Here is a 23,873-nt window from a genome sequence, read left to right as displayed (position 1 = left end):
GAGACAGGACCGACGGAAGGTGGGAGCGGTGACCGGGCAGGACGAGATCGTCCACATCGGCGGCTACACGGCGGAGACGGGCGGGCGGGGTGAGGGCGTCGTCGCGGCCCGGCGGGACCGGGCGACCGGCGGGCTGACGCCGCTGGGTGTCGTGGCGGTCACCCCGTCGCCGTCGTTCCTGGCCCGGCATCCGGCGCTGCCGGTGCTGTACGCGTGCAACGAGCTGCCGGACGGCCGGGTCGGCGCGTTCCGGGTGGCGCCGGACGGCGACCTCACGCCGCTGGGCGAGCGCCCGTCCGGCGGGGCCGAGCCCTGTCACGTGGCGGTGGCCCCGGACGGGCGGCACCTGTTCGTGGCGAACTACGGCGGCGGCAGCGTGGCGGTGTTCGGCCTGGACGCCGAGGGCGTGCCGGGGGAGCGCGCCGACCTGGTCCGGCACGAGGGGCACGGCCCGGACACCGACCGGCAGGAGCACGCGCACTGCCACATGGTGTCGCCGGATCCGGCCGGCGGGGCGCTGCTCGCCGTCGACCTGGGCACCGACTCGGTCTACCGGTACGACGTCGACGCCGGCTCCGGCCGGCTGACGCCCCGGGAGCCCCGGGTGAGCACTCCGCCCGGCACCGGGCCCCGCCATCTGGCCCGGCACCCGGACGGGCGGCGCGCGTGGCTGGTCGGCGAGCTGGACGCCACTGTCACCGCGTACGACCTGACGCCGGACGGGCCGCGGGAGCGGGCGCGCGTCGACGCCAGCGGGCGGGCCGGGCATGTCCAGCCGTCCGAGGTGAGCGTGGGACCGGGTGGGCGTTTCCTCTACGTGGGCAACCGGGGCGTCGGCACGGTGGCGGTCTTCGCGCTCGACGGCGAAGCGCCGGAGCTGGTGGCCGAGGTCGACACCGGCGGTGAGTGGCCCCGGCACTTCGCGTTCGCCGGTGAGCACCTGTACGTCGCCGACGAGCGGGCCGACATGATCAGGATCTTCCGGGTCGATCCGGTCAGCGGCGTGCCCGAGGTGATGGGGGAGCCGGTGCCGGTGGCGAGCCCGACCTGCTTCCTGCCGTGAGCGGACGGTCACCGAAACGACCGTCCGCAGTGGACTTCATCACTCTGAAATGACTGACCAGTAACTTAGCGTATGAGTTAGGTGATCAACTGTTTCTGCTGCGTAACTTTCGTCCGAACGGTTGTGGTGGTAACCCCACGAGGTACGCAAGATGGTCACCGTGTCTGGCCGCCATCGCATGCGTTCCAATCTCCGTGGAGCAGGCGCCGCCGCTGTGGCGGTAGCCCTGGTCGCCGTCGTGGGCGGCTCCTGGTTCGGCTACCAGCAGCTGGCCGGCCCGAACTGTTCGGGCCGGATCGAGCTGTCGGTGGCGACCGCCCCGGAGATCGCCCCCGCGGTGCGCGGCGCCGCCGACCAGTGGGTCGCCGACGGCGCCGCGGTGGGCGGCACCTGCATCGCCGTCAACGTCTCCTCCTCGGAGTCGGTCGAGGTGGCCGCCGCGGTGGCCAGCAAGCACGGCGCCACGCTCGCCGGAGTCGGGCAGGCCAGCGGCACCGCTGTCACCCCGGACGTCTGGGTGCCGGACTCCTCGACCTGGCTGGTCCGGCTCAAGAGCGGCGGAGCCAGCGCCTTCGCGCCGACGAACGGCGCCTCGATCGCGCGCAGCCCGGTGGTGGTGGCGCTGCCCGAGCCGGTGGCCTCGCGCATAGGGTGGCCGGACAAGAAGCTCCGCTGGTCCGACCTGCTGACCCAGGTCACCGCGAGTAAGCCGCTGCGGGCCGGGATCGTCGAGCCGACCCAGGACGCGGCCGGCCTGTCCGGGCTGCTGTCGCTCACCGCCGCCGCCAGCTCCACCGGCGATTCCGGCTCGCCGAAGGCGCAGGAGGCGATGGTCGGGGCGCTGCGGGCCCTCGCCACGAACCGCTCCTCGCTGCGGCAGGACCTCCTCGCGCGGTTCCCGCGCTCGTCGGACCCGACGGCGATCGCCAACGGGCTGGGCGCGGCGGCGCTGTCCGAGGAGGACGTGATCGCCTACAACAGCACGAAGCCGCCGATCCGGCTGGCCGCGCTCTACCTGGAGCCGGTGCCGATCCCGCTCGACTACCCGTTCGCGGTGCTGCCCGGCATCGAGCCGGCCAAGGCGTCCGCCGCCCGGGTGCTCTTCGAGGTGCTGCGTACGCCGGACTTCAAGGACCGGCTGGCCGCGCAGGCGCTGCGCGCGCCGGACGGCAACTGGGGGCGCGGCTTCCAGGCCCCGACGGGCGCGCCGAGCCCGGCGAACGGCGGCGCGAGCCAGGTGCCGCCGTCCGGTCAGGGCGGCGCGGCCGACCTCGACCCGGGCGCCATCTCGACGGCGACCACCACCTGGTCGGTGGCCACGCAGTCGGGCCGGATGCTCTGCGTCATCGACGTCTCCGGCTCGATGAAGAAGCCGGTCGCGACGGCGAACGGCGCCAGCCGGGAGCAGGTCACGGTGGCGGCCGCGAGCCAGGGCCTCGGGCTCTTCGACGACTCCTGGTCGATCGGTCTGTGGACGTTCTCCACGAACCTTCAGGGCTCGCAGGACTGGAGCGAGCTGGTCGGAATAAAGCCGTTGTCGAGCAACCGGGGGGCGCTGCAGCGCGGCCTCGCCTCGATCAAGCCCTCCAGCGGCGACACCGGCCTGTACGACACCATGCTCGCGGCGTACAAGAAGGTGCAGCAGGACTGGGAGCCGGGCAAGGTCAACTCGATCGTGCTGTTCACCGACGGCAAGAACGAGGACGACAACGGCATCTCGCAGAAGGAGCTGCTGGACCAGCTGAAGAAGCTGAAGGACGACGAGCAGCCGGTCCAGGTCGTCATCATCGGCATCGGCACCGAGGTGAACCGGGCCGAGCTGGAGTCGATCACCAAGGTCACCGGCGGCGGCGCGTTCGTCACCACCGACCCCAGCAAGATCGGCGAGATCTTCCTCCGGGCGATCGCGCTCCGGCCGCCCGCCCCGCGCTGACCTGAAGCTCAGCGCTAGTCTTCCGCCGTACCGGCAAATCCGGTACGGCGGAAGGCTTCCCGGGTCAAGACGCGGGATGAGAACTGACGGTAATGCGTCCGAATCAATCGGTAACCATAATTGTCCAGGCATGATGACCGGGTGCCTCGACCGCGGGCTCCACACCGGAGCCGGGCGGGGACGGGGCGGTCCTGAGCGAAGTGGGGAGGGCCGGTGACCTCGGCGACGCTGTTGACCCCTGCCACGTCGTCGCGACCCGGTGGTGAACGCCCGGGCAAGACGACACGAGCCGCGGAGCGGGCCTACATCCGGGTCCTGGTGGTGCTGGACACCACCGTGCTGGCGGTGGCCATCCTGGTCGGTTACCTGGCCCGGTTCGGCGACGAGGAGCCGACCGGGTCCGAGATCCCGTACGTCGTGGTAGCCCCGGCGCTGCTGCTGGTCTGGCTCGTCTCGCTCAAGGCGATGCGGTGCTACGACGACCAGGTGCTCGGGTACGGCGCGGACGAGTACCGCCGGGTCAGCGCGGCGAGCATGCGGCTGGCCGGCGGTATCGCGATCGCCGGGTACATCGCCGACGTCGGCGTCTCCCGGGGCTTCCTGGCCATCTCCTTCGCCGTCGGCACCGTCGGCCTGGAGGTGGCGCGGTTCGCGGCCCGCAAGCGGCTGCACCGGGCCCGCGACCGGGGCGCCGGCTGGTCGCGCAAGGTGCTCGTGGTGGGCGACACGGCACACGTGCTGGAGCTGGTGCACACGCTGCGCCGGGAGCCGTACGCGGGCTACCAGGTGGTCGGCGCGTGCATTCCGGACGCGCTGCTCGCCCCGGTGCCGCAGCGGCTGGGTGACGTGCCGGTGGTCGGCTCCTTCCGGGGCATCCCGGAGGCGGCCACCGCGATCGGCGCCGACACGGTGGCGGTCACCGCCTCCGGTGAGCTGACCGCGACCCGGCTTCGCCGCCTGGGCTGGCAGCTGGAGGGCACCGGGGTCGACCTGGTGGTGGCGCCGGCGCTGACCGACGTCGCCGGCCCCCGCATCCACACCCGCCCGGTCGCCGGCCTGCCGCTGATCCACGTCGAGGCGCCCGAGTTCCGTGGCGCCCGCAAGCTGGTCAAGGGCTTCGTGGACCGGTCGATCTCGCTGATCGCGCTGCTCGTGCTGGCGCCGCTGCTGATCGTGATCGCGCTCGCCATCAAGATCGACAGCCGGGGTCCGGTGCTGTTCCGGCAGACCCGGGTCGGTCAGGGCGGCGAGGAGTTCGGCGTCTTCAAGTTCCGCACCATGGTGGTCAACGCCGACGCCCTGCTCGCCGAGCTGGCCGCGCGCAACGAGACCGACGGCCTGATGTTCAAGATGCGCGACGACCCGCGGGTGACCCGGGTGGGCCGGCTGCTGCGCAAGTGGTCGCTGGACGAGCTGCCCCAGCTCGTCAACGTGCTGCTCGGCCAGATGAGCCTGGTCGGCCCGCGCCCGCCGCTGCCGTCCGAGGTGGCCCGCTACGACGGCGACGTGGCGCGACGCCTCCTGGTCAAGCCCGGCATGACCGGCCTCTGGCAGGTCAGCGGCCGGTCCGACCTGAGCTGGGAGGACGGCATCCGGCTCGACCTCTACTACGTGGAGAACTGGTCGCTGGCCGCCGACCTGACCATCCTCTGGAAGACGTTCGGCGCCGTGATCAACAGCCGCGGCGCGTACTGAGCGGGCCGGGTCAGGGCTGTGGGCCCAGCCAGTCCAGGCACACCACCACCGCGTCGTCCACCAGATCGCCGGCGACGAAGGCCCGCAGGTCGCCGATCAGCGACCGGACCGCGTCCAGCGGCTCCATCGGCCCGGTCCGGCGCAGGAACCGGTCCAGCGCCGCCTCGCCGTAACGCCCCTGCTCGGTGGTGGCGTCGATGACGCCGTCGCTGACCACGAAGAGCCGGTCACCGCGCTCCAACTGGAACGTCTGCTCCCGGTAGTCGGTGCCCTCGAACATGCCGAGCGGGAACTGCTCGTCCAGCGCCTGCTCGCTGACCTCGCCGGCCCGCAGCCGCAGCAGACGGGGCGAACCGGCGTCGACCACGGCCAGCGTGCCGGTGGCCAGGTCCAGTTCGACGAGCAGCACCGAGACATGCTGCTGGCCCCGGTGCTGCGCGTAGATCGCCTGGTCGGCCAGCGCGGCCTGATCGGCCAGGGGGAGCCCGGCCCGGCGCGCGTTGCGCAGCGCGTACGTGGCCAGCGAGGCGAGCAGCGCCGCGGCCACCCCCTCACCGAAGCCGTTCAGCACCGCCAGCCAGAGCCGGTGGCCGTCGTCGGACCAGTCGAAGCTGTCCCCGCGCACCGCGTACGCCGGTTCCAGCTGCCCGGCCAGGCTGAACGACGGCCGGATCCGGCTGCGCCCGGGCAGCAGCTCCCACTGCATCTCGGCGGCCAGCGTGAGGCGCCGGCTGCGCCGGGCGGTCCGGTAGATGTCGGTGGTCGCCATGACCGCGCTCAGCTCGTGCCCGAGCACCGTGGCGATGGTGTCCAGCTCGCGGCGCGCGTCCGGGTCGGCCGGCACCGGAGAGACCCGGAGGACGCCCCGGCGCTCGCCGCGCATGCCCACCGGGAACCAGCCCACCTCGTCGGCGATCACCGGCTCCTGGTGGTCGAAGGCGCGCCAGGCCGGGTGACCGGGGCGGGCGAGCGCCTCGCCGTCACCCAGCGGCAGCAGCTCGGCGAGCCGGTAGTCGACCTGGTAGAGCTCGGTGCGGGTGATTCCGTACGTGCGCGCCAGCTCGGCGGCGAGCCGGTCCACGATGAGATCCGTCGGTGCCTCGGTCAGGACCCGGCGCGCGAGGCCCTCCGCTCCGCTCATCTTTGCTCCTTTGCACAGGTCGCCGGGCAGATCCGGGGGGTAGTCTCGGGCCCACCATGACCGAAGAGCCTGGTCCCCAGGGACCTGACACGAGTATGTCCGCCGCCCTGGACGAGGCGGCAGGCACCTTGCTCGCCGTCTGGGAGGCGGCCCGGGAGCGCACCACCAGCCGGCTGTCCAGTGCCCAGTTACGCGCGATCATGGTCGTCGAGCAGTATGACGGCATCAACCTCCGCCGGCTCGCCACCCTCACCGACATGCTGCTCTCCTCCGCCAGCCGGCTCTGCGACCGGCTGGTCGCGGCCGGCATGCTGGAACGCGAGCCGGGCCGCTACGACCGGCGGGAGATCTCCCTGCACCTCACTCCGGAGGCCCTGCGGCTCCTCGCCGAACTGCGCACCGACCGGCGGCGCCGGCTGGAGCGGATCCTGGACGGAATGAGCTCGGAGGGCCGGGTGGCACTGCTGCAGGGCATGCGCGAGTTCGACGTGGTCGGCCGGCGCGGTGAGGCGACAGCGGCCGAGGGCTGGCCGGTGCTGCAGCCCTCCGGGGAGCGGATCGGTGACCCGGCCCGCCCGTCCGGCGAGCCGCCGGTGGCCCGTACCGCCTGACTTCACCCGCGGACGGCCCGTAGCCGGGCCACCACCCGGGGATGCTCGGTCAGCGCCCGCTCCAGCGTGCCGAGCACCTCGTCCAGCAGCGCCCGCCCGCCCCGGGACGTCAGCGCCTCCGCCTGCCACTCGACGAAGTCCCGCAGCAGCCGGTCGTCGTCCACCCGCACGGCCGCGATCAGCGCGTCCACCAGGTGCGCGATGCCGGTGGCGGCGTCCTCGGCGGTCTCCTCGGGCGGGTCCACCGCGGTCAGCGCGAGCCGGACCAGCTCCCGCCGCCGGTGCAGCAGGGCGACGTACGAGTCGTCGGGCGGCGGTGGTGGCGCGCCGATGTGCGTGCCCGCGGACAGCGGCCGGTCCAGCAGCGCGACGGCGTCCCGGGCGCTGGCGCCCCAGGCCGCCGCGCCGATCGTGGCGGCCCACCGGCCCTCCGGCCCGAAGCCGGGGCCGCCCGCCAGTACCGGCACCCCGGCCGCGCGGCTCGCCTCCACCATCCGCGCCGCCCGGACCAGCCGGTTCGGCTGCACGCAGCTCAGCAGTACCGCGTCCGGGCCGGTCTGGTGCAGGTAGGAGACCAGGTGCCGGGCCGGCACGCTGGCGCCCAGGAACGTCACCCGCCAGCCGGCCGCCCGGACCACCTCGGCGACGATCCGGGCGGCCAGCGCGTGCCACTCGCCCTCGACGCAGGCCATCACCACGTGCCCACGTCGCGGTGCGCCGATCGTCGCGCCCACCGCGCCGACCACGAGTTCGCTGACATGGGTGGCGGCGTGCTCCTGGGCCACGCTCCAGGAACCGGTGAGCCAGCGGCGGCCGATCTCCTGCTGCGCCACCGCGACGAGGTCCACCAGGATGTCCGCGACCGGCACGCCGTCGGCGAGCAGTTCCTGCGCCAGCGCGATCGCGCCGGCCCGGTCGGCCCGGTCCAGGTGATCGAGATACGCGGCGAGCGTCTCCGGCCCGATCCGGTGCTCCGGGCTCACCCGGCGGCCAGCGCCAGCATGGCGATGTCGTCGTGCGGCTGCCCGTCCAGCCACTCGTCGACGAGCTGGAGCACCCGCTCCACGAGCGCGGCCGGCGGGAGCCCGGCACCGGAGGCGACCGCCTGGCGCAACCGGTCCTCGCCGAACATGGCCAGCTCGGTCGGGCCGCCCCGGGCCTCGGTCACCCCGTCGGTGTACGCCAGCAGCAGGTCGCCCGGCGCCAGCCGTACCTCGGCGTCGACGAACCGCGCGTCGGTGAGCGCGCCCACCGGCATGCCGCCCACCCGGACGGTCTCGATCCCGCCGCCGGCGCGGGCGACGAGCGGGGCGGGGTGCCCGCCGCCGGCCACCCGGACCCGCAGCCCGCCGCCGGGCTCGCGGCGGACCGCGCCGAGCAGGAGCGTCGTGAACTGGGCCCGGCGGGCGGCGTCCGGCGCGTCCAGCAGCGCCCGGTTGAGCAGCTCCAGCAGTTCCCGGGGACGCTGCTCGACGAGGCGCAGCGTCTGCAGCGACTGGCGTACCCGGCCGGTCAGCACTGCCGCGCCGACGCCCTTGCCGCAGACGTCGCCGAGCGCGAGGAGGCCGCCCTCGCCGGTGGGGAACACGTCGTAGAAGTCCCCGCCGATGCGCAGGCTGTCCCCGGCGGCGCGGTAACCGCCGGCGAGCGTCATCCCGGGCAGGCGCGGCAGTTCCGGCGGGAGCAGGCTGTTCTGCAGCACGCGCGCCAGGTGGGCCTGCTCGCCGTACAGCTCGGCGGCGGCCAGCGCGGCGCCGGCCCGCCCGGCGAACTCCCGGGCCAGTGCGATCTCCCGCTGGTCGAAGCCGGGCCGCTCGGGGCGGCGGGCCAGCACCAGCGCGCCGGCCGGGCCGCCGGCGCTTGGCATCGGGCTGATCAGCACGGTGCCCGGCCGGCCGAAGCCGGTGGGCAGCACCTCGGCCAGGTCGGCCAGTTCGGCGTCGAGCCAGGGACTGGGCTCGGTGCGGTCGCCGTCGAGCGCCTCGACCAGCCCGGGGACGGACTCCACGGTGCGCCAGCCGGTCACGCCGGTGACCGGGCCGGAGTCGCCGGTGGCGTACCGGATCCAGTGCGGCGCGTCCTCGGCGGGCGGGGCCGGGCGGTGCACCACCGCGGCGACGTCGGCCAGGTAGGGCACCGGCAGCGTGACCGCGGCGCGCAGCGTCTGGTCCCGGTGCAGGGACAGCCCGAGCCGGCTGCCGGCCCGGGCGAGGAACGCGGTCCGGGAGCGTTCGGCGAGCAGCGCGTCGGTGCGTGCGTGCTCCTCCGTGACGTCTCGGACGTACCAGGCGCCGCGCCCGGCGGCCAGCGGGCGCCGCAGCCCGCGCAACCGCCGGCCGTGGTGCTCGGTCTCGAACGTGTCCGATCCGGTGCGCGCCGCCTCGGCCAGCGCCGGCACCTGGCACCCGGCCAGGTCGACGCCGGGGGTCAGCTCCGGGAGAAGGTCGGTGGCCATCGCGTTGACCAGGGCCACCACGCCGGCCGGGTCGACTGTCACGACCGCTTCGGCGAGCCCGTCCAGCAGCTCCTGGGCGAGCCGGTCGTCAGCCGGGAGCGCGGCCCCGGCCACCCGCCGGGGTCGCTTCCTCCAGGCGTGCCCCCCGCCGCTGACCGGCCCCGCGACACCGCCCCGGCGCGCGGCTGTCACCTCAGGTGGCCGGGCGCTTCGGTCAGTCGACCCCTGCGCATGCTGTCGGTGCACTCCTCGCTCGGCGGACAGGTTGCCTGGCGGCAAGCGTACCGAGCGCGGGCACGTAATGCCCGTCCAGGAACGGCCGGATCAGGCGCTGCGGGCCAGCCAGCCCACCGGCCGGTCGACGATCCGGCGGACCACCGAGCCGGCTCCGCCGACCGCCGCGGACTGCGCCCCGAGCACGGCCGGGCGTACCTCGACCGGTGCCCAGGCGGCGGTCAGCACCCGCCGGGAGATCTCCGCCACCACAGGCGGCCGCAGCCAGGGGGCGAGCGGGGCGTATCCGCCGCCGAGCACCACCGTGTCCAGGTCCAGCAGGTTCACCACGCCCGCCACGGCGACCCCGAGGGCGGCGCCGGCGTCGGCCAGGGCGGTCAGCGTGGCCGGGTCACCGGCGTCGGCCAGGTCGGCGAGCCGGGTGGCGGCGGTGTCGGCGGGCAGTTCCGCGCCGGGCAGCCCGGCGGCGGCCAGGATCGCCTCCTGGCCCGCGTACCGCTCCAGACAGCCCTGGCCGCCGCAGCGGCACGGCCGCCCCTGCGGCTGGACCGGGAAGTGACCGATCTCTCCGCTCCAGCCGCGCGCGCCCCGGTAGAGCGAGCCGTCCAGCACGATTCCGGCGCCGATGCCGATCTCGCCGGTGATGTGCAGGAAGCTGCGGGGGCCGGCCGGTCGCGCGTACAGCTCGCCGAGCGCCGCCAGGTTGGCCTCGTTGTCGACCACGAGCGGTGGCACCCCGTCGACCGGCTCGGCCAGCGAATGCCCGGCCAGCAGCGCCGGCACGTCCACGTCCCGCCAGCCGAGGTTCGGCGCGAGCCGGACCAGGCCGCCGTCGCCGACCAGGCCGGGCACGGCGAGCGCCGCGCCGGCCAGGGTCAGTCCGTCGCGTACGGCGGCGGCGCGCGCCTCGGCGGCCAGCGCGGCGAGCCGGGCGAGCGCGTCGGCGGGGGAGACCGGGCGCAGGTCGGCGCGGCGGACCAGGTGGTGCCGGACCGTGCCGGTCAGGTCGACGACGCAGGCCGCCAGGTAGTCGACGTTCACCTCCAGGCCGAGCCCGGCCGGGCCGTCGGAGGCGAGCACCAGCCCCCGGGCCGGCCGGCCCGCACCGGTACGCGGCTCCGGCTCCGCCTCGGCGACCAGCCGGCCGGCGATCAGGTCGTCGACCACGGCGGAGACGGTGGCCCGGGTCAGGCCGGTGTCGGCGGCGATCCCGGCCCGCGAGGGCGGCCGGTCGGCGGCGGCGATCCGCCGGAGCACCACTGCGAGGTTCAACTCGCGCAGGCTGCCCTGCCGGACCGCCCCGGCCGTGCTGGCGCTTGTCACCTCTTGACACTGCCACATCGCCGCCATTTAATTCAACCGCTGAACAAATCGCGGACGACACCACCACTGGAGGTCTGCCATGGCACCCCGTCCCACCCCCGCGGACAAGTTCTCCTTCGGCCTCTGGACGGTGGGCTGGCCGGCCCGTGACCCGTTCGGCGACGCGACCCGTCCCGAGCTGGACGCCGTCGAGGCCGTGCACCGGCTCGCCGAGCTGGGCGCGTACGGCATCACCTTCCACGACGACGACCTGGTCCCATTCGGCGCGGACGCCGCCACCCGCGACGCCCGGCTCAGCCGCTTCCGCAAGGCGCTCGACGAGACCGGCCTGGTCGTGCCGATGGTCACCACCAACCTGTTCAACCACCCGGTGTTCAAGGACGGCGGCTTCACCAGCAACGACCGCGACGTGCGGCGGTACGCGCTGCGCAAGGTGCTGCGCAACATCGACCTGGCCGCCGAGATGGGCGCGAAGACGTTCGTCATGTGGGGCGGCCGGGAAGGCGCCGAGTACGACGTCGCGAAGGACGTCCAGGCCGCGCTGGACCGCTACCGCGAAGCGGTCGACCTGCTCTGCGAGTACGTCGTCGACAACGGCTACGACCTGCGCTTCGCGCTGGAGCCGAAGCCGAACGAGCCCCGGGGCGACATCCTGCTGCCCACCGTCGGCCACGCGCTCGGCTTCATCTCCACCCTGGCCCGCCCGGAGATGGTCGGGCTGAACCCGGAGGTCGGGCACGAGCAGATGGCCGGGCTGAACTTCGCCCACGGCATCGCCCAGGCGCTCTGGCAGGGCAAGCTGTTCCACATCGACCTCAACGGCCAGCGCGGCATCAAGTACGACCAGGACCTGGTCTTCGGCCACGGCGACCTGCTCAACGCGTTCGCCCTGGTCGACCTGCTGGAGCACGGCGGCCCGAACGGCGGCCCGGCCTACGACGGCCCGCGCCACTTCGACTACAAGCCGTCCCGCACCGAGGACATCGCCGGCGTGTGGGCCTCCGCCGAGGCGAACATGCGCACGTACCTGCTGCTCAAGGAGCGGGCCGCGGCGTTCCGCGCCGACCCGGAGGTGGTCGAGGCGCTCGCCGCCGCCCGCGTGGCCGAGCTGGCCACGCCGACGCTGAACCCGGGTGAGGGCTACCGCGAGCTGCTCGCCGACCGCACCGCGTTCGAGGAGTTCGACCCGGAGGCCGCCGGGGCGAAGGGCTTCGGCTTCGTCCGGCTCAACCAGCTCGCCGTCGAGCACGTGCTCGGCGCGCGCTGAGGCGGGCCGCCATGCCGCTCGTCGCGGGGGTCGACTCGTCGACCCAGTCCTGCAAGGTGGTGGTCCGGGACGCGGAGACCGGCGCGCTGGTCCGGCAGGGCCGCGCGCCGCACCCGCCCGGCACCGAGGTCGACCCGTACGCCTGGTGGGAGGCCCTGCGGGCGGCGGTGGCCGAGGCCGGCGGCCTGGCCGACGTGGCAGCCGTCTCGGTCGGCGGCCAGCAGCACGGCATGGTCTGCCTGGACGCCTCCGGTGAGGTGGTCCGGCCGGCGCTGCTGTGGAACGACACCCGGTCCGCCGACGCGGCCCGGGACCTGGTCGAGGAGGCCGGCGGCGGGGAGACCGGCCGCCGGTTCTGGGCCGAGGCGACCGGCGCGGTGCCGGTGGCCAGCTTCACCGCCACGAAGCTGCGCTGGCTGGCCCGGCACGAGCCGGACCACGCCGACCGGGTGGCCGCCGTGTGCCTGCCGCACGACTGGCTCACCTGGCGGCTCGCCGGCGCGCCCGGCCTGGACGCGCTGTGCACCGACCGAGGCGACGCCAGCGGCACCGGCTACTGGTCGCCGCGCACCGGCGAATACCGGCTGGACCTGCTGGAGCGGGCCTTCGGCCGGCGCGTGACGGTGCCGGTCGTGCTCGGCCCGGCCGAGGCGGCCGGGCACCTCGACCCGGCGGTGCTCGGCGACGGCGCGGCGTCCGGTACGGCCGGGACCCCGGGAACCGGTGCCGCCGGCCCGGTGCTCCTCGGGCCGGGCACCGGGGACAACGCCGCCGCGGCGCTCGGTGCCGGCGCCGGTCCGGGCGACGTGGTCGTCTCGATCGGCACCTCCGGCACCGTCTTCGCGGTCGCGGACAACCCGGCCGCCGACCCGAGCGGCGCGGTGGCCGGGTTCGCCGACGCCACCGGCCGGTTCCTGCCGCTGGTGTGCACGCTCAACGCGGCCCGGGTGCTCGACGCCACCGCGACCCTGCTCGGCGTCGACCTCGACACGCTCGGTGAGCTGGCCCTGTCCGCGCCGCCCGGCGCCGACGGGCTGGTCCTGGTGCCGTACCTGGAGGGGGAGCGGACACCGGATCGACCGCACGCCACCGGCGAGCTGAAGGGCCTGACACTGCGCACCTCGACCCCGGCGCACCTGGCCCGGGCCGCGGTCGAGGGGATGCTCTGCGGGCTGGCCGACGGTCTCGACGCGCTGCTCGCCCAGGGCGCCCGCGCCGACCGGATCATCCTGGTCGGGGGCGGCGCCCGGTCCGCCGCGGTACGGCGGATCGCGCCGCAGGTCTTCGGCCGCCCGGTGGTGGTGCCGCCGCCCGGCGAGTACGTGGCCGACGGCGCGGCCCGGCAGGCCGCCTGGGTCGCGCTGGGTGGCGACACCCCGCCCACCTGGTCGGTCGGCGACACCGAGGAGTACACCGGCGAGGCGGTCCCCGCCATCCGCGAGCGCTACGCCCACGCCCGGGGGTAAGGAAGGGCCCCTTCTTAACGCCTGCGGTAGAGGAGGGGCCCCTTCTTAACATGCGCGTCGGCCGGGGGCGGTGTCCCGGAACCGGCCCGCACCTGATTGGCTGCCCTGCATGACGGGCACGAAGGTCTCCCGGCGCGGGAACGCGGCACACCGGTTCTACAGCGTCGTCGTCTTCGTGGTACTCGCCTCGCTGGACAACGTGGCGATCGGCCTGGTGCCCCCGCTGTACGGGCCGATCTCCACCGCCCTCGACGTACCCCAGCGGATGCTCGGCCTGGTCACCGCCGTCAGCTTCCTGGTCAGCGCGGTGGCGGCGGTGGGCTGGGCGTACGTCGGGGACCGCACCAACCGCAAGCCGCTGCTCATGGTCGGCACGCTGCTCTGGGCCGCCGGCACCGCCGGCAGCGCGCTCGCCGGAGGGTACGCGACGTTCCTGGCCGCGCAGTTCGTCGGCGCGGTCGGGCTGGGCGCGGTGGGCTCGGTCGGCTTCTCCGTGGTCACCGACCTGATCTCGCCGCGCCGACGCGGCCTGGTGATGAGCTTCTGGGGGCTGTCCCAGGGCGTCGGCACGCTGGCCGGGACGCTGCTCGGCGGCGTGCTCGGGGCGACCGACTGGCGGCGGCCGTTCCTGCTGCTGACCGGCGTGGGTCTGGCCGCCACGGTGGCGTACCTGTTCACCTACGACATCCGGCGCGGGCAGAGCGAACCGGAGCTGGCCGGGGCGATCGACGCCGGGAACGAGTACGACTACCGGATCAGCCGCGCCGACCTGCCCCGGATCCTGGCCCGCCGGACCAACCGCTGGCTGATCCTGCAGGGGCTGACCGCCCAGGCCGCGTTCGGCTCGCTGGTCTGGCTGCCGGTGCTGTTCAGCCAGCGGGCCGAGGCGCAGGGCTACTCGCCGGCGACGGCCGTGGTGGTGGGCAGCGTCTTCGCCACCCTGTTCCAGCTCGGCGGGGTGTTCTCGATCGTGGGCGGCCTGGTCGGCGACGCGCTGCAACGGCGTACGCCCAGCGGCCGGGCCACCGTCGCGGCCGTCGGCATCCTCGCGGCGCTGCCGTTCTACCTGGTCCTGTTCTTCGTGCCGATCCGCATCGACGTGCCCGACGGCGCCGGGGCGGGCGCGGTGGTGACGGCGGTGCTGTCCAGCGTGCTGACCGAGCCGACGGTGGGGCTGAGCCTGCTCACCGCCGTGGTGGCGCTGGCGCTGACGTCGGCGAACTCGCCGAATTGGTTCGCGCTGATCGCCGACGTCAACCCGCCCGAGCACCGGGGCACCGTCTACAGCCTGGGCAACCTCGTCAACGGCGTCGGGCGGGCGGCCGGCAACGGGCTGGTCGGGGTGGTGTTCGCCGCGCTGCGTACGGCCTTCCCGCCGCCGTTGAACTACGCGGTCGGGCTGGCCGCGTTCCAGCTCTTCTTCATCCCGACCGGGATCATGTACTGGCTGGCCGCGCGTACGTCGCCGCGGGACATAGCGCAGGTGCACGACCTGCTGCACGCCCGCGCCGACCGCCTGGAAGGAAGGGCCCCTTCTTAACGGTGAGTGTTAATAAGGGGCCCTTCCTATACCGGAGGCGTTAACAAGGGGCCCTTCCTTACACCACCCGGAACCAGACGGTGACGTCCGTCGGGACCGTGGCGTCGTCCAGCGGCGCGCTCGACACCAGCACCTGCGCGCCGGCCGGCAGCGGCGCCGGGTCGGCCCCGAAGTTCGTCAGCACGGTGAGGTCGCCGTTGGTGAACGTGAGCACCTCGTCGCCGGAGGACAGGAACCGCAGCGGGCCCCGGGCCAGCGCGTGCTCGCGGCGCAGCCGCAGCGCGGTCCGGTACAGCTCGTACGTCGACCCGGGCACGCCGCGCTGCCGGTCCAGCGCGTACTCGGCCCAGGTCGACGGCTGGGGCAGCCAGCTCGCGTCGGTCGGCCCGAAGCCGTACGACGGGGCGTCGGCCTCCCACGGGATCGGCACCCGGCAGCCGTCCCGGCCGCGCTCGGTGTGCCCGCTGCGCGCCCAGGTCGGGTCCTGGCGGGCCTCGTCGGGCAGCGTGGTGTGCTCCGGCAGCCCCAGTTCCTCGCCCTGGTAGAGGTAGGCGGAGCCGGGCAGCGCGAGCATCAGCAGGCTGGCTGCCCGGGCCCGGCGCAGACCCAGCGCGGCGTCCGGCTGCGGGTCGTCCACGCCGACGCCGTTGGCCCGGCCACCGGCGGTGCCGAGCCCCAGCCGGGAGGCGTGCCGGACCACGTCGTGGTTGGACAGGACCCAGGTGGTGGGCGCGCCGACGGAGTCGGTGGCCTCCAGCGAGCGGGTGATCACCGCGTACTGGGCCGGCGCGGTCCAGGCGGCCAGCAGGTACTCGAAGTTGAACGCCTGGTGCATCTCGTCCGGGCGCACGTACCGGGCCAGCCGCTCGGCCGGCTCCACCCACGCCTCGGCGACCAGGATCCGCTCACCGGGGTACGAGTCGAGGACCCGCCGCCACTCCCGGTAGATCTCGTGCACGCCGTCCTGGTCCCACATCGGCGGGCGCGGCTTGTCCACCTCGCTGCCGGAGAGGATCTCCTGCGGCTCCTGCCAGTCGGCCAGGTCGGCCTGCTTGATCAGGCCGTGCGCCACGTCCACCCGGAAGCCGTCCACGCCCCGGTCCAGCCAGAAGCGCAGCACGTCGAGGAACTCCGCGCGCACCTCCGGGTTGTCCCAGTTGAGGTCGGGCTGACCGGAGTCGAACAGGTGCAGGTACCACTGTCCGTCCGGCAGCCGCGTCCAGGCGGGGCCCCCGAAGACGCTCACCCAGTCGTTCGGCGGCTCGGCGCCGTCCGGGCCCTTGCCGTCGCGGAAGACGTAACGCTGCCGCTCCGGGCTGGCCGGGGCGGCCGCCACCGCTTCGGTGAACCAGCGGTGCGCGGACGAGGTGTGGTTGGGAACCAGGTCGACGATCACCCGTAGCCCGCGCGCCTTCGCCTCGGCGATCAGCTTGTCGGCGTCGGCGAGCGTGCCGAACAGCGGGTCGACGTCGCGGTAGTCGGCCACGTCGTACCCGGCGTCGGCCTGCGGGGACGGATAGAACGGGGACAGCCAGAGCGCGTCGACTCCCAGCTCGGCGAGGTGGTCGAGCCGGGAGGTGATGCCCGGCAGGTCGCCGATGCCGTCGCCGTCGGAGTCGGCGAACGAGCGCGGGTAGACCTGGTAGATCACCGCCTCGGTCCACCAGCCGGTGCCCGGGGCCTGCTGCGTCGCGTCGGTGTTCAGCGCCTTACTCCTGTCTGGGTGGTGCGGGGACGAGCAAGTTGGTTCAGTGTGCCCGCGGCGGCGCTGTCGATTCGCGCACCACCAGGCGAGTGGGGAGGATCACCGGGGGTGGCGTCCCGTCGTCGGTGCCGGCGCCGCGCGGCGCGGGCACCAGGCCGGGGTACGGCTCGGTGGCCCGTACGCCGAGCGGGTCGAGCAGGATGCGGGCGGCGAGCAGTCCCTGGTCGGCGGCGGGCTGGGCGATCGTGGAGAGCCCGAGCACACCGGCGAGGTCGTGGTCGTCGATGCCGATCACGCTCACGTCCTGCGGCACCCGTAGCCCGGCGTCGCGCAGCGCGGTGACCGCGCCCATCGCCATCTCGTCGCAGGCGGCGAAGATGGCCGTCGGCGGTTCGCCCCGGGCCAGCAGTTCGGCGGTGGCCCGGGTACCCCCGTCGATGGTGAATCGCGACTCGACGTCGAGGCTCGGGTCGGGCCGCAGTCCGGCGGCCCGCAACGCCTCCTGGTAGCCGCGCCGCCGGTCCAGGTGCGTGGTGAAGGCCAGTTCGTCGTCCGGGTCGCCGGAGATGTGCGCGATCCGGGTGTGGCCGAGGTCGAGCAGGTGGCGGGTGGCGGTCCGGGCGGCGGCCACGTCGTCGATCCGGACGCAGGGCCACCCGGGCACCTCGCTGCCGGAGCTGATCGTCACGCCGGGCAGGTCCAGGTTCGTCAGCGCGTGCACGTCCGCCGCGCGCAGCGGGGTGGCGACCAGGATGATCGCGTCCACGCGCTTGTGCAGGCTCGCCGTGCGCAGCACCCGCTGGCGGGTCTGCTCCCGGCCGCCGAGGTTGTAGAGCAGCAGGTCGTAGCCGCTGTCCTGGAGGAACTCCTCGACCGCCTCGACCACCGTGCCGAAGAACCACCTGGTGATCCGGGGCACCACCACCGCGACCGTGCCGGTCCGGCCGCCGGCCAGCCGGCTGGCGCTCGGGGACACCGCGTACTGGAGTTGTTCGGCGGCGGCGAGCACCCGCCGGCGGGTCGCGGCCGAGACCGTCGGCAGGCCCCGCAGCGCCCGGGAGACGGTGGCCGTGGAGACCCCGGCCAGCCGGGCGACGTCGTCAATTCTGGTCATCGTGTGGGCTCCCCGCCGTGACCCGGGCCCCGCCGCCGGCCGTGCCGGCGGCGGGGCGCGGATCAACCCTTGACGCTGCCGGCGAGCAGGCCTCGCACGAAAAAGCGCTGGAGGGACAGGAACACGATCAGCGGTACGACGATCGACACGAACGCGCCGGCCGTCAGCCGCTGCCACTCGTTGCCCCGGGTGCCGGCCAGTTCCGCGAGCCGGACCGTCAGCGGGGCGGTCTCGTCGCCGCCACCGGCGAAGATCAGCGCGACCAGCAGGTCGTTCCAGACCCAGAGGAACTGGAAGATGCCGAACGCCGCCAGCGCGGGCATGATCAGCGGCAGCACGATGGTGCGGAAGATCTTCGGGTGGGTGGCCCCGTCGACCCGGGCCGCCTCCATCAGATCGCCGGGAAGCTGCGAGATGAAGTTGTGCAGCAGGAACACGGCGAACGGAAGCGCGAAACAGGTGTGCGCGAACCACACCTGGGCGAACTTCTGCTCGTCGACCAGGTCCCACGCGGGCAGGATCTGCACGCCGGCGATCGTGACGCCGGTGGAGAAGAACCGCAGCAGCGGCACCAGGGCCATCTGCAACGGCACGATCTGCAGCGCGAAGATGCCGATGTAGACCCAGTCCCGCCCCTTGAAGTTCATCCACGCCAGCGCGTACGCCGCGAGCGACGCGAACGCGAGCGGGAAGAGCACCGAGGGGATGGTGATCGCCAGCGAGTTGATGAAGTAGCTGGCCAGCTGCCCGGACGAGCCGGAGCTGAACAGCACCTCCTGGTAGTTCTCCAGCGTGATCTGCGGGTCGCTGAAGAACGTCCACCATCCGGTGGTCTTGATCTCGTTCTCCGGCCGGAGCGAGGAGATGAACAGGCCGAAGGTCGGGATCGTCCAGAGCATCGCGATGACGACCGACACGAGCGTGGCGGTACGGCTGTTCAGACGCTTGCGCACCCGGGCGCCCCGGGTGGTCGGTTCGGTGGCCTGGGCGCCGACTCCGACGGTGGGCGTGGTGGTGGTCATCTCAGCCCTCCCGCTGCTTGCGCAGGTTGCGGATCTGGTAGATCACGATCGGGATCACCAGGACGAACAGGAACACCGCCAGCGCCGAGCCCTGCCCGTTCTCCTGGTAGCGGAACGCCTGGTTGTACATCTCGGTCGCGATCACGTTCGTGTCGTAGTTGCCGTTGGTGGCGGTGCGGACGATGTCGAAGACCTTGAGCGTGGCGATGGAGATCGTCACCACCACGACGATCAGCGCCGGCCGGATGCTCGGAATGGTGATCCGCCAGAACATCTGCCACGCGGTGGTGCCGTCGAGCCGGGCCGCCTCGACGATGTCGGCCGGGATGGCCTTGATCGCGGCGGAGAGCACCACCATCGCGAAACCGGCCTGGATCCACACCATGATCACGATGAGCAGGAACGTGTTCAGCGGCGAGTCCAGCAGCCACTGCTTCGGTTCTCCGCCGAGGCTCACCACGATCTGGTTGAGCAGGCCGATCTGGTCGCCCTCGCCCCGGTAGGCGTAGACGAAGCGCCAGATGATGGAGGCGCCGACGAACGAGATCGCCATCGGCAGGAAGATCAGGGACTTGGCGACCGCCTCGAACCGTGCCTTGTCCACCAGGACCGCGTAGATCAGGCCGAACGCGGTGGCCACCAGCGGCACCAGCAGCACCCAGATCAGCGTGTTGACCAGGACCCGGACGATCGAGTCCTCGGCGAACATCCAGCGGTAGTTGTCCAGTCCCACCCAGTTGCTGCTGCTGGAGTCCATGAAGGAGAGCAGCGTGGTGCGGATGGCCGGCACCACCAGTCCGACGGCGAGCAGCAGCAGCGTCGGCAACAGGAAGAAGAACGCGAACGCGCCCTCGCGCTGCTTGGGCCGGCGGGGCAGCGGCGTGCCGCTCACCGAGGCGGCGACCAGTTGCGCCTCCCGGCGCCGGGCGAAGTACGACGGCACCACGTCGAGGAGCAGGAGCAGCCCGCCCACCACCGCGACGAAGGCGATCAGCCCGTACATCAGCATGAGGAACTTCGGCTGCTCCGCCGCGAAGTCGAACTCCATCGACCCTCCTTCAAGGGTTCGGCTAGCAGAGGTGGCCCGGTCCGGGGGAACCGGACCGGGCCACCTGCTAGATCACTTCCAGCTGCCCTCGATGTCGTTCAGGACGGAGTTGGTGTCCTTGCCGTTGATCCAGGCCACCATGCCCTTCCAGAAGGTGCCGGCGCCGACCGCGGCCGGCATCAGGTCCGAGCCGTCGAAGCGGAAGACCGTCTTCTCGTCCTGGAGGATGCCCACGGAGAGCTTGTCCACCGGGTTCGGCACGTTGTTGATGTCCAGCTTCTTGTTCGCGGACACCCAGTCACCGATCTTGGCGCGGCTGTTGGCGTACTCGCCGGAGGCCAGGTAGGTCTGCACCGCCTGGACCTCGGGACGGTCGGCGAACGCGCCGACGAACTCGCCGCCACCCAGCACCGGCTTGCCCTTGGCCGGGTCGATGGCCGGGAAGTAGAACGCGAAGACGTCGCCGTCCTCGGCCACCTTGGTGCCCTCGGGCCACTGGTTGGCGTAGAAGGACGCCTGGCGGTGCATCGCGCACTTGCCGGTGGTGATCGGCGTGCCGCCCTCCTGGAAGGCGGTGGTGGAGATGCTCTTGACGCCGCCGAAGCCGCCGTTCATGTACTTCTCGTTCTTCAGGATGGTGCCGGCCCGGTTGAGCGCGTCAGCCACCTGCGGGTCGTTGAACGGGATCTGGTGGGTGGTCCACTTGTCGTAGACCTCCGGGCCACCGGTACGCAGCAGCACGTCCTCGATCCAGTCGGTGGCCGGCCAGCCGGTGGCGTCACCGGACTCGATGCCGGCGCACCACGGCTTGGTGCCGCTGGCCGCGATCTGGTCGGAGAGCTTGATCAGGTCGTCCCACGTGGTGGGGACGGTCCAGCCCTTGTCCTTGAAGGTCTTCGGCGAGTACCACACGAAGGACTTCACGTTCGAGCCGAGCGGGGCGCCGTAGAGCTGGCCGTTGACGGTGCTGTACTTCAGCCAGTCGGGGGAGTAGTTCTGCTCGGCCATCGCCTTGGTGTCGGCGCCGACCGGCTTGAGCTTGCCCGAGTCGACGAAGCGCTTCAGCAGGCCCGGCTGCGGGATGAAGGCGAGGTCGGGGGCGTTGCCGCCGTCGACCCGGACCGGGAGCTGCGCCTCGAACTCGGCGTTGCCCTCGTGGTCGATCTCGATGCCGGTGCAGTCCTCGAACTGCTTCCAGGACTCGTTGAGGCGGTCGGCCTCGATCTCCCGGATGGAGGAGTAGATGGTCACCTTCTTGCCGTCGTGACCTTCGTACTTCTCGTATGCGGCGCATTCGGCCGATCCGGCCTTGTCGCTCTTCTTGTCATCGCCGGTGCCGCAGGCGGCGACACCGAGCGCCAGCCCCAGGACGCCGGCGACCGCGAGCGTCTGGCGCGATCTGGCAAACGCCATGCCGATCTCCTTCCTTGCCGGCGCGTGGGGGGATCGAACCCGCGCCGGTCCGATGGTCGTCCTCACATGTAAGCGCTTGCATCGTGTCGGGTCCACCCCTGGCCGGACACGGCCCGGTAACAATCCCGAAACCCTGGCCAGGGGCTTGGGTGCGCTCCCACGAATCTTCCCGGGAACGGAACTTTCTGTCAGGATGTCCGCATCACATTGAAGACTTTCAACATTGGAGGCAGTGGATGCGTAAGCGATGGCTCGCCCTCGGGGCGAGCGCGACGGTCCTGGCGGCGACCCTCGTGCCGGCCGCGCCGGCGATGGCCGCGCCGACGTTCAAGGTCCCGTTCCCCTGCAACCAGTCCTGGTCCGGTCAGACCCGGACCAACCACAGCCCGGCGAACGCCATCGACTTCAACCGCACCGACGACGCCGGCGACCCGGTCGTCGCCAGCGCGCCTGGCACCGTCGACGTGGTCACCAACCTCGGCGACACCAGCTACGGCAAGTACGTCCGGATCAACCACGGCGGCGGCCACACCACCTACTACGCCCACCTGAGCGCCTTCAACGTCTCCGTCGGGCAGACCGTCGGCTACGGCCGGGTGATCGGGTACGTCGGCACGACCGGCGGCTCCACCGGCCCGCACCTGCACTACGAGCAGCGCATCGACGGCAGCTCGGTGAAGATCAAGTTCAACGGCGTCCAGGCGCTCTACTGGGGCACCAAGACCTACACCAGCGACAACGGCTGCGGCGGGACGAACACCGGCCAGGGCACCGTGAACACGGCCGGCTCCCCGCTGACGGTCCGCTCCGGCCCCGGCACCGGCTACAGCTCGGTCGGCACGGTCGCCGACGGGGCGAAGGTGACCATCCAGTGCCAGACCAGCGGCACCAGCGTCAGCGGCACCTACGGCACCAGCTCGATCTGGGACCGGATCGGCTCCGGCCGGTTCATCTCCGACGCCTACGTCTACACCGGCTACGACGGCTACATCCCCGGCGTACCCCGCTGCTGAGCCCGGCGGGCGCGGGGGCGACCGGCCCTCGCGCCCGCACCGGTCAGGAGTTCAGCCGCCACACCGCGAAGTTCAGCGCGGACGCGAACGTCACCCACGCCCAGTACGGCAGCATCAGCAGCGTGGCCGGCCGGGAGACGCGCCGGAACAGGACCACGGTCACGCCGACCGCCAGCCACATCAGCACGATCTCGGCGAACGCCAGCCCGTACGCCCCGGCGCCGAAGAACAGCGGGGTCCAGATCGCGTTCAGCACGAGCTGCACCACCCAGGCCCAGAGCGCGGGGCCGAACCCGGCCCGGCGCCAGACCAGCCAGCCGGCGATCGCGATCAGCGCGTAGAGGACCGTCCAGACCGGGCCGAACAGCCACGACGGCGGCGCCCACGCGGGTTGCTCCAGGCTCTGGTACTCGGCGGAGGTGCCCTGCACACCCAGCCCGCCGATCGCGGCCGCGGCGAAGGTGGCGGCGCCGAAACCGAGCAGCGCCCACCACTTCCGGGCGCCGGTGGTGCGCCGGGTGACACTCTGCGACGTCTCCATGGTCGAGATGTTTCCGCTCGACCGGCCCGGCAAACGCCGGCCCGGACGCGGAAAAGCCGGAGTCACCCGGCCCGGGTGTTCCGGTCCGGCAGGACGGAACACCCGGGCCCGGCGACCCCGGCGGGTACGAGAACCGCTGTTACGTGTTGAAGATGCTGACGCCACCCGGGCCGACCAGGAGGCCGACGACGATGAGGACGATGCCCCAGAGGATCTGCCGGCGGAACAGGGCGAGAATTCCGGCGACCACCAGTACGACTGCGAGAATCCAGAGAATCAGCTCCATGTCGGCTGAATACCCGTGCGCCCGATCCCGGAAACCTCCCGGTCAGTCGAGCTGGTCACCGCCCAGGTGGAAGACGCTGTACGCCTGCTTGATCACCGGGTGCGCCACGTTGCGCACCCGCACCCCGCCCGGCGTGGTGCCGCGCTCGGTGCCGTGGTGGGCGTGCCCGTGCAGCGCCAGCGCGGTGGGCGCGGCGTCGATCGCCTGCCCGAGCTGGTAGCAGCCGAGGAACGGGTAGATCTCCAGCGGCTCGCCGGCGAGCGTGTCCGGCACGGGGGAGTAGTGGGTGAGCGCGACGAGCGCGTCGCAGTCCAGCGAGAGCAGCGCGTCGGCGAGCGCGTCGGCGCTCTCCCGGGTGGTCCGTACGAACGCCTTCATCTCCGGCTCGCCGAAGTCGCTGGCGCAGCGCCCGGCGAACCCGCCGCCGAACCCCTTGACGCCGGCCACCCCGAGCCGCCCGCCCGGCGTGTCCACCACGACGCCGGTGCCCTCCAGCACCGTGATCCCGGCGTCCTCCAGCACCTTCACCACCTGCGGCACCTGGTCGCACTGGTGGTCGTGGTTGCCGAGCACGGTGATCACCGGTACGCCGAGATCGCCGAACTCCCGGGCCACGCAGCGTGCCTCGGCCTCGGTGCCGTGCCGGGTCAGGTCACCGGCGAGCAGCAGCGCGTCGGCGGAGCCGGGCAGCTCCTCCAGCGCCGGACGGAACCGGCCCACCACGTCCTCGTCCAGATGCACGTCGCCGACGGCGGCGATCCGGATCACCATCGAACCTCCCTCACGGCAGCTCCTCGACCTGGGTGGGCGCCTGCGTGCGGATCACCCCGATGTCGCTCGTCACGTGGGTGTCCGGGAAGCGCTCGGCCACCCGGCGCAGGATCTCCTCCCGCCGGTGCGGGCTCTCCACCTCGCCGTAGAGCACCAGCCCGTTCTCCCGCCGCACCACGGTGATGCCCTGCTCGGCCACCGTCGGGTCCTCGGCCAGCATGCTCTGGATCTC

20 protein-coding genes and 1 pseudogene are annotated in these 23,873 nt (G+C 73.0%); 8 read left to right on the top strand and 13 right to left on the bottom strand.

What is annotated here, in order from left to right; genetic code table 11:
- Positions 1-28 precede the first annotated feature (28 nt).
- The 3 genes from PVK74_RS15540 to PVK74_RS15530 all read left to right on the top strand — a co-directional run bounded on the left by PVK74_RS15540 (position 29) and on the right by PVK74_RS15530 (position 4,691).
- The gene (locus PVK74_RS15540) at positions 29-1,063 is read left to right on the top strand and encodes a lactonase family protein (RefSeq protein ID WP_176722729.1); all 1,035 of its coding nucleotides are present in this window, start codon (positions 29-31) and stop codon (positions 1,061-1,063) included.
- A gap of 178 nt (positions 1,064-1,241) precedes the next feature.
- The gene (locus tag PVK74_RS15535) at positions 1,242-2,996 is read left to right on the top strand and encodes a substrate-binding domain-containing protein (RefSeq protein ID WP_051611375.1); all 1,755 of its coding nucleotides are present in this window, start codon (positions 1,242-1,244) and stop codon (positions 2,994-2,996) included.
- Positions 2,997-3,209: 213 nt separating this feature from the next.
- A complete protein-coding gene (locus tag PVK74_RS15530) occupies positions 3,210-4,691 on the top strand; it encodes a sugar transferase (RefSeq protein WP_043328795.1) in 1,482 nt (493 codons plus the stop codon).
- Positions 4,692-4,701: 10 nt separating this feature from the next.
- Here the strand turns inward: PVK74_RS15530 and PVK74_RS15525 are convergent, their stop codons facing one another.
- Entirely contained in the window at positions 4,702-5,832 is a 1,131-nt protein-coding gene (locus PVK74_RS15525; protein WP_274476673.1) for a PP2C family protein-serine/threonine phosphatase, read from the bottom strand.
- A 95-nt stretch (positions 5,833-5,927) separates the two neighbouring features.
- Between PVK74_RS15525 and PVK74_RS15520 the strand changes: the two genes are divergently transcribed.
- Entirely contained in the window at positions 5,928-6,443 is a 516-nt protein-coding gene (locus PVK74_RS15520) for a MarR family winged helix-turn-helix transcriptional regulator (protein WP_140946171.1), read from the top strand.
- A gap of 2 nt (positions 6,444-6,445) precedes the next feature.
- On the opposite strand, the gene PVK74_RS15515 is transcribed toward PVK74_RS15520, so the two are convergent.
- The 3 genes from PVK74_RS15515 to PVK74_RS15505 form a co-directional block, all read right to left on the bottom strand.
- Complete coding sequence (locus PVK74_RS15515) at positions 6,446-7,426, bottom strand: cobalamin B12-binding domain-containing protein (RefSeq protein ID WP_113974645.1); 981 nt, start codon at positions 7,424-7,426, stop codon at positions 6,446-6,448.
- A complete protein-coding gene (locus tag PVK74_RS15510) occupies positions 7,423-9,012 on the bottom strand; it encodes a PP2C family protein-serine/threonine phosphatase (RefSeq protein ID WP_274476672.1) in 1,590 nt (529 codons plus the stop codon). The genes PVK74_RS15515 and PVK74_RS15510 overlap by 4 nt, the downstream gene beginning before the upstream one ends.
- A 210-nt stretch (positions 9,013-9,222) precedes the next feature.
- Positions 9,223-10,482: an ROK family protein gene (locus PVK74_RS15505; RefSeq protein WP_140946172.1), complete on the bottom strand. Its 1,260-nt coding sequence runs from the start codon at positions 10,480-10,482 to the stop codon at positions 9,223-9,225.
- A 52-nt stretch (positions 10,483-10,534) separates the two neighbouring features.
- Between PVK74_RS15505 and xylA the strand changes: the two genes are divergently transcribed.
- The 3 genes from xylA (at position 10,535) to PVK74_RS15490 (ending at position 14,728) form a co-directional block, all read left to right on the top strand.
- Positions 10,535-11,722 (top strand): xylose isomerase, encoded by a 1,188-nt coding sequence (gene xylA / locus PVK74_RS15500; protein ID WP_043328799.1) that lies wholly within the window; start codon positions 10,535-10,537, stop codon positions 11,720-11,722.
- Positions 11,723-11,733: 11 nt separating this feature from the next.
- Entirely contained in the window at positions 11,734-13,188 is a 1,455-nt protein-coding gene (gene xylB, locus PVK74_RS15495) for a xylulokinase (RefSeq protein ID WP_274476670.1), read from the top strand.
- A gap of 109 nt (positions 13,189-13,297) precedes the next feature.
- Entirely contained in the window at positions 13,298-14,728 is a 1,431-nt protein-coding gene (locus tag PVK74_RS15490) for an MFS transporter (protein ID WP_043328800.1), read from the top strand.
- Positions 14,729-14,786: 58 nt separating this feature from the next.
- Here PVK74_RS15490 and PVK74_RS15485 read toward each other — a convergent pair whose 3' ends face one another.
- The 5 genes from PVK74_RS15485 to PVK74_RS15465 form a co-directional block, all read right to left on the bottom strand.
- Positions 14,787-16,433: a glycoside hydrolase family 13 protein gene (locus PVK74_RS15485; protein WP_274479284.1), complete on the bottom strand. Its 1,647-nt coding sequence runs from the start codon at positions 16,431-16,433 to the stop codon at positions 14,787-14,789.
- 43 nt (positions 16,434-16,476) lie between these two features.
- Entirely contained in the window at positions 16,477-17,547 is a 1,071-nt protein-coding gene (locus PVK74_RS15480) for a LacI family DNA-binding transcriptional regulator (protein WP_043328803.1), read from the bottom strand.
- 62 nt (positions 17,548-17,609) lie between these two features.
- Positions 17,610-18,569, bottom strand: a complete 960-nt coding sequence (locus tag PVK74_RS15475; RefSeq protein WP_064447781.1) for a carbohydrate ABC transporter permease — start codon at positions 18,567-18,569, stop codon at positions 17,610-17,612.
- A gap of 1 nt (position 18,570) precedes the next feature.
- Positions 18,571-19,617, bottom strand: a complete 1,047-nt coding sequence (locus PVK74_RS15470; protein WP_030502266.1) for a carbohydrate ABC transporter permease — start codon at positions 19,615-19,617, stop codon at positions 18,571-18,573.
- 72 nt (positions 19,618-19,689) lie between these two features.
- A complete protein-coding gene (locus tag PVK74_RS15465) occupies positions 19,690-21,030 on the bottom strand; it encodes an ABC transporter substrate-binding protein (RefSeq protein ID WP_030502265.1) in 1,341 nt (446 codons plus the stop codon).
- A 236-nt stretch (positions 21,031-21,266) separates the two neighbouring features.
- On the opposite strand from PVK74_RS15465, the gene PVK74_RS15460 reads away from it, so the two are divergent.
- Entirely contained in the window at positions 21,267-22,043 is a 777-nt protein-coding gene (locus PVK74_RS15460) for a M23 family metallopeptidase (RefSeq protein WP_043328805.1), read from the top strand.
- A 43-nt stretch (positions 22,044-22,086) separates the two neighbouring features.
- On the opposite strand, the gene PVK74_RS15455 is transcribed toward PVK74_RS15460, so the two are convergent.
- The 4 genes and pseudogenes from PVK74_RS15455 to PVK74_RS15440 all read right to left on the bottom strand — a co-directional run bounded on the left by PVK74_RS15455 (position 22,087) and on the right by PVK74_RS15440 (position 23,861).
- Positions 22,087-22,584 carry a TspO/MBR family protein gene (locus PVK74_RS15455; RefSeq protein ID WP_274476669.1) on the bottom strand — a complete coding sequence of 166 codons (498 nt, stop codon included), beginning with the start codon at positions 22,582-22,584 and terminating at the stop codon, positions 22,087-22,089.
- Between the two features lie 139 nt (positions 22,585-22,723).
- Positions 22,724-22,870, bottom strand: coding sequence for a GPGG-motif small membrane protein (locus tag PVK74_RS15450; protein ID WP_013288160.1), 147 nt, complete (start codon positions 22,868-22,870; stop codon positions 22,724-22,726).
- Positions 22,861-23,641: pseudogene (locus PVK74_RS15445) on the bottom strand (metallophosphoesterase family protein). The gene PVK74_RS15450 and the pseudogene PVK74_RS15445 overlap by 10 nt, the downstream one beginning before the upstream one ends.
- A gap of 10 nt (positions 23,642-23,651) precedes the next feature.
- Positions 23,652-23,861, bottom strand: a complete 210-nt coding sequence (locus PVK74_RS15440; RefSeq protein WP_225319459.1) for a hypothetical protein — start codon at positions 23,859-23,861, stop codon at positions 23,652-23,654.
- Positions 23,862-23,873: the final 12 nt, after the last annotated feature.

The sequence above is a fragment of the Micromonospora chalcea genome (assembly GCF_028768405.1).
Classification (GTDB): domain Bacteria; phylum Actinomycetota; class Actinomycetes; order Mycobacteriales; family Micromonosporaceae; genus Micromonospora; species Micromonospora chalcea.
The sequence above is the reverse complement of the archived record's forward strand: the minus strand, read 5'-3'. Positions and strand labels throughout refer to the sequence as shown.

Coding starts and splice junctions, on each gene's coding strand:
- PVK74_RS15535 (WP_051611375.1), top strand. CDS start 1,242: ATGCGTTCCAATCTCCGTGGAGCAGGCGCCGCCGCTGTGGCGGTAGCC.
- PVK74_RS15525 (WP_274476673.1), bottom strand. CDS start 5,832: ATGAGCGGAGCGGAGGGCCTCGCGCGCCGGGTCCTGACCGAGGCACCG.
- PVK74_RS15520 (WP_140946171.1), top strand. CDS start 5,928: ATGTCCGCCGCCCTGGACGAGGCGGCAGGCACCTTGCTCGCCGTCTGG.
- PVK74_RS15505 (WP_140946172.1), bottom strand. CDS start 10,482: ATGGCGGCGATGTGGCAGTGTCAAGAGGTGACAAGCGCCAGCACGGCC.
- xylA (WP_043328799.1), top strand. CDS start 10,535: ATGGCACCCCGTCCCACCCCCGCGGACAAGTTCTCCTTCGGCCTCTGG.
- xylB (WP_274476670.1), top strand. CDS start 11,734: ATGCCGCTCGTCGCGGGGGTCGACTCGTCGACCCAGTCCTGCAAGGTG.
- PVK74_RS15490 (WP_043328800.1), top strand. CDS start 13,298: ATGACGGGCACGAAGGTCTCCCGGCGCGGGAACGCGGCACACCGGTTC.
- PVK74_RS15480 (WP_043328803.1), bottom strand. CDS start 17,547: ATGACCAGAATTGACGACGTCGCCCGGCTGGCCGGGGTCTCCACGGCC.
- PVK74_RS15475 (WP_064447781.1), bottom strand. CDS start 18,569: ATGACCACCACCACGCCCACCGTCGGAGTCGGCGCCCAGGCCACCGAA.
- PVK74_RS15470 (WP_030502266.1), bottom strand. CDS start 19,617: ATGGAGTTCGACTTCGCGGCGGAGCAGCCGAAGTTCCTCATGCTGATG.
- PVK74_RS15465 (WP_030502265.1), bottom strand. CDS start 21,030: ATGGCGTTTGCCAGATCGCGCCAGACGCTCGCGGTCGCCGGCGTCCTG.
- PVK74_RS15460 (WP_043328805.1), top strand. CDS start 21,267: ATGCGTAAGCGATGGCTCGCCCTCGGGGCGAGCGCGACGGTCCTGGCG.
- PVK74_RS15455 (WP_274476669.1), bottom strand. CDS start 22,584: ATGGAGACGTCGCAGAGTGTCACCCGGCGCACCACCGGCGCCCGGAAG.
- PVK74_RS15450 (WP_013288160.1), bottom strand. CDS start 22,870: ATGGAGCTGATTCTCTGGATTCTCGCAGTCGTACTGGTGGTCGCCGGA.
- PVK74_RS15440 (WP_225319459.1), bottom strand. CDS start 23,861: ATGCTGGCCGAGGACCCGACGGTGGCCGAGCAGGGCATCACCGTGGTG.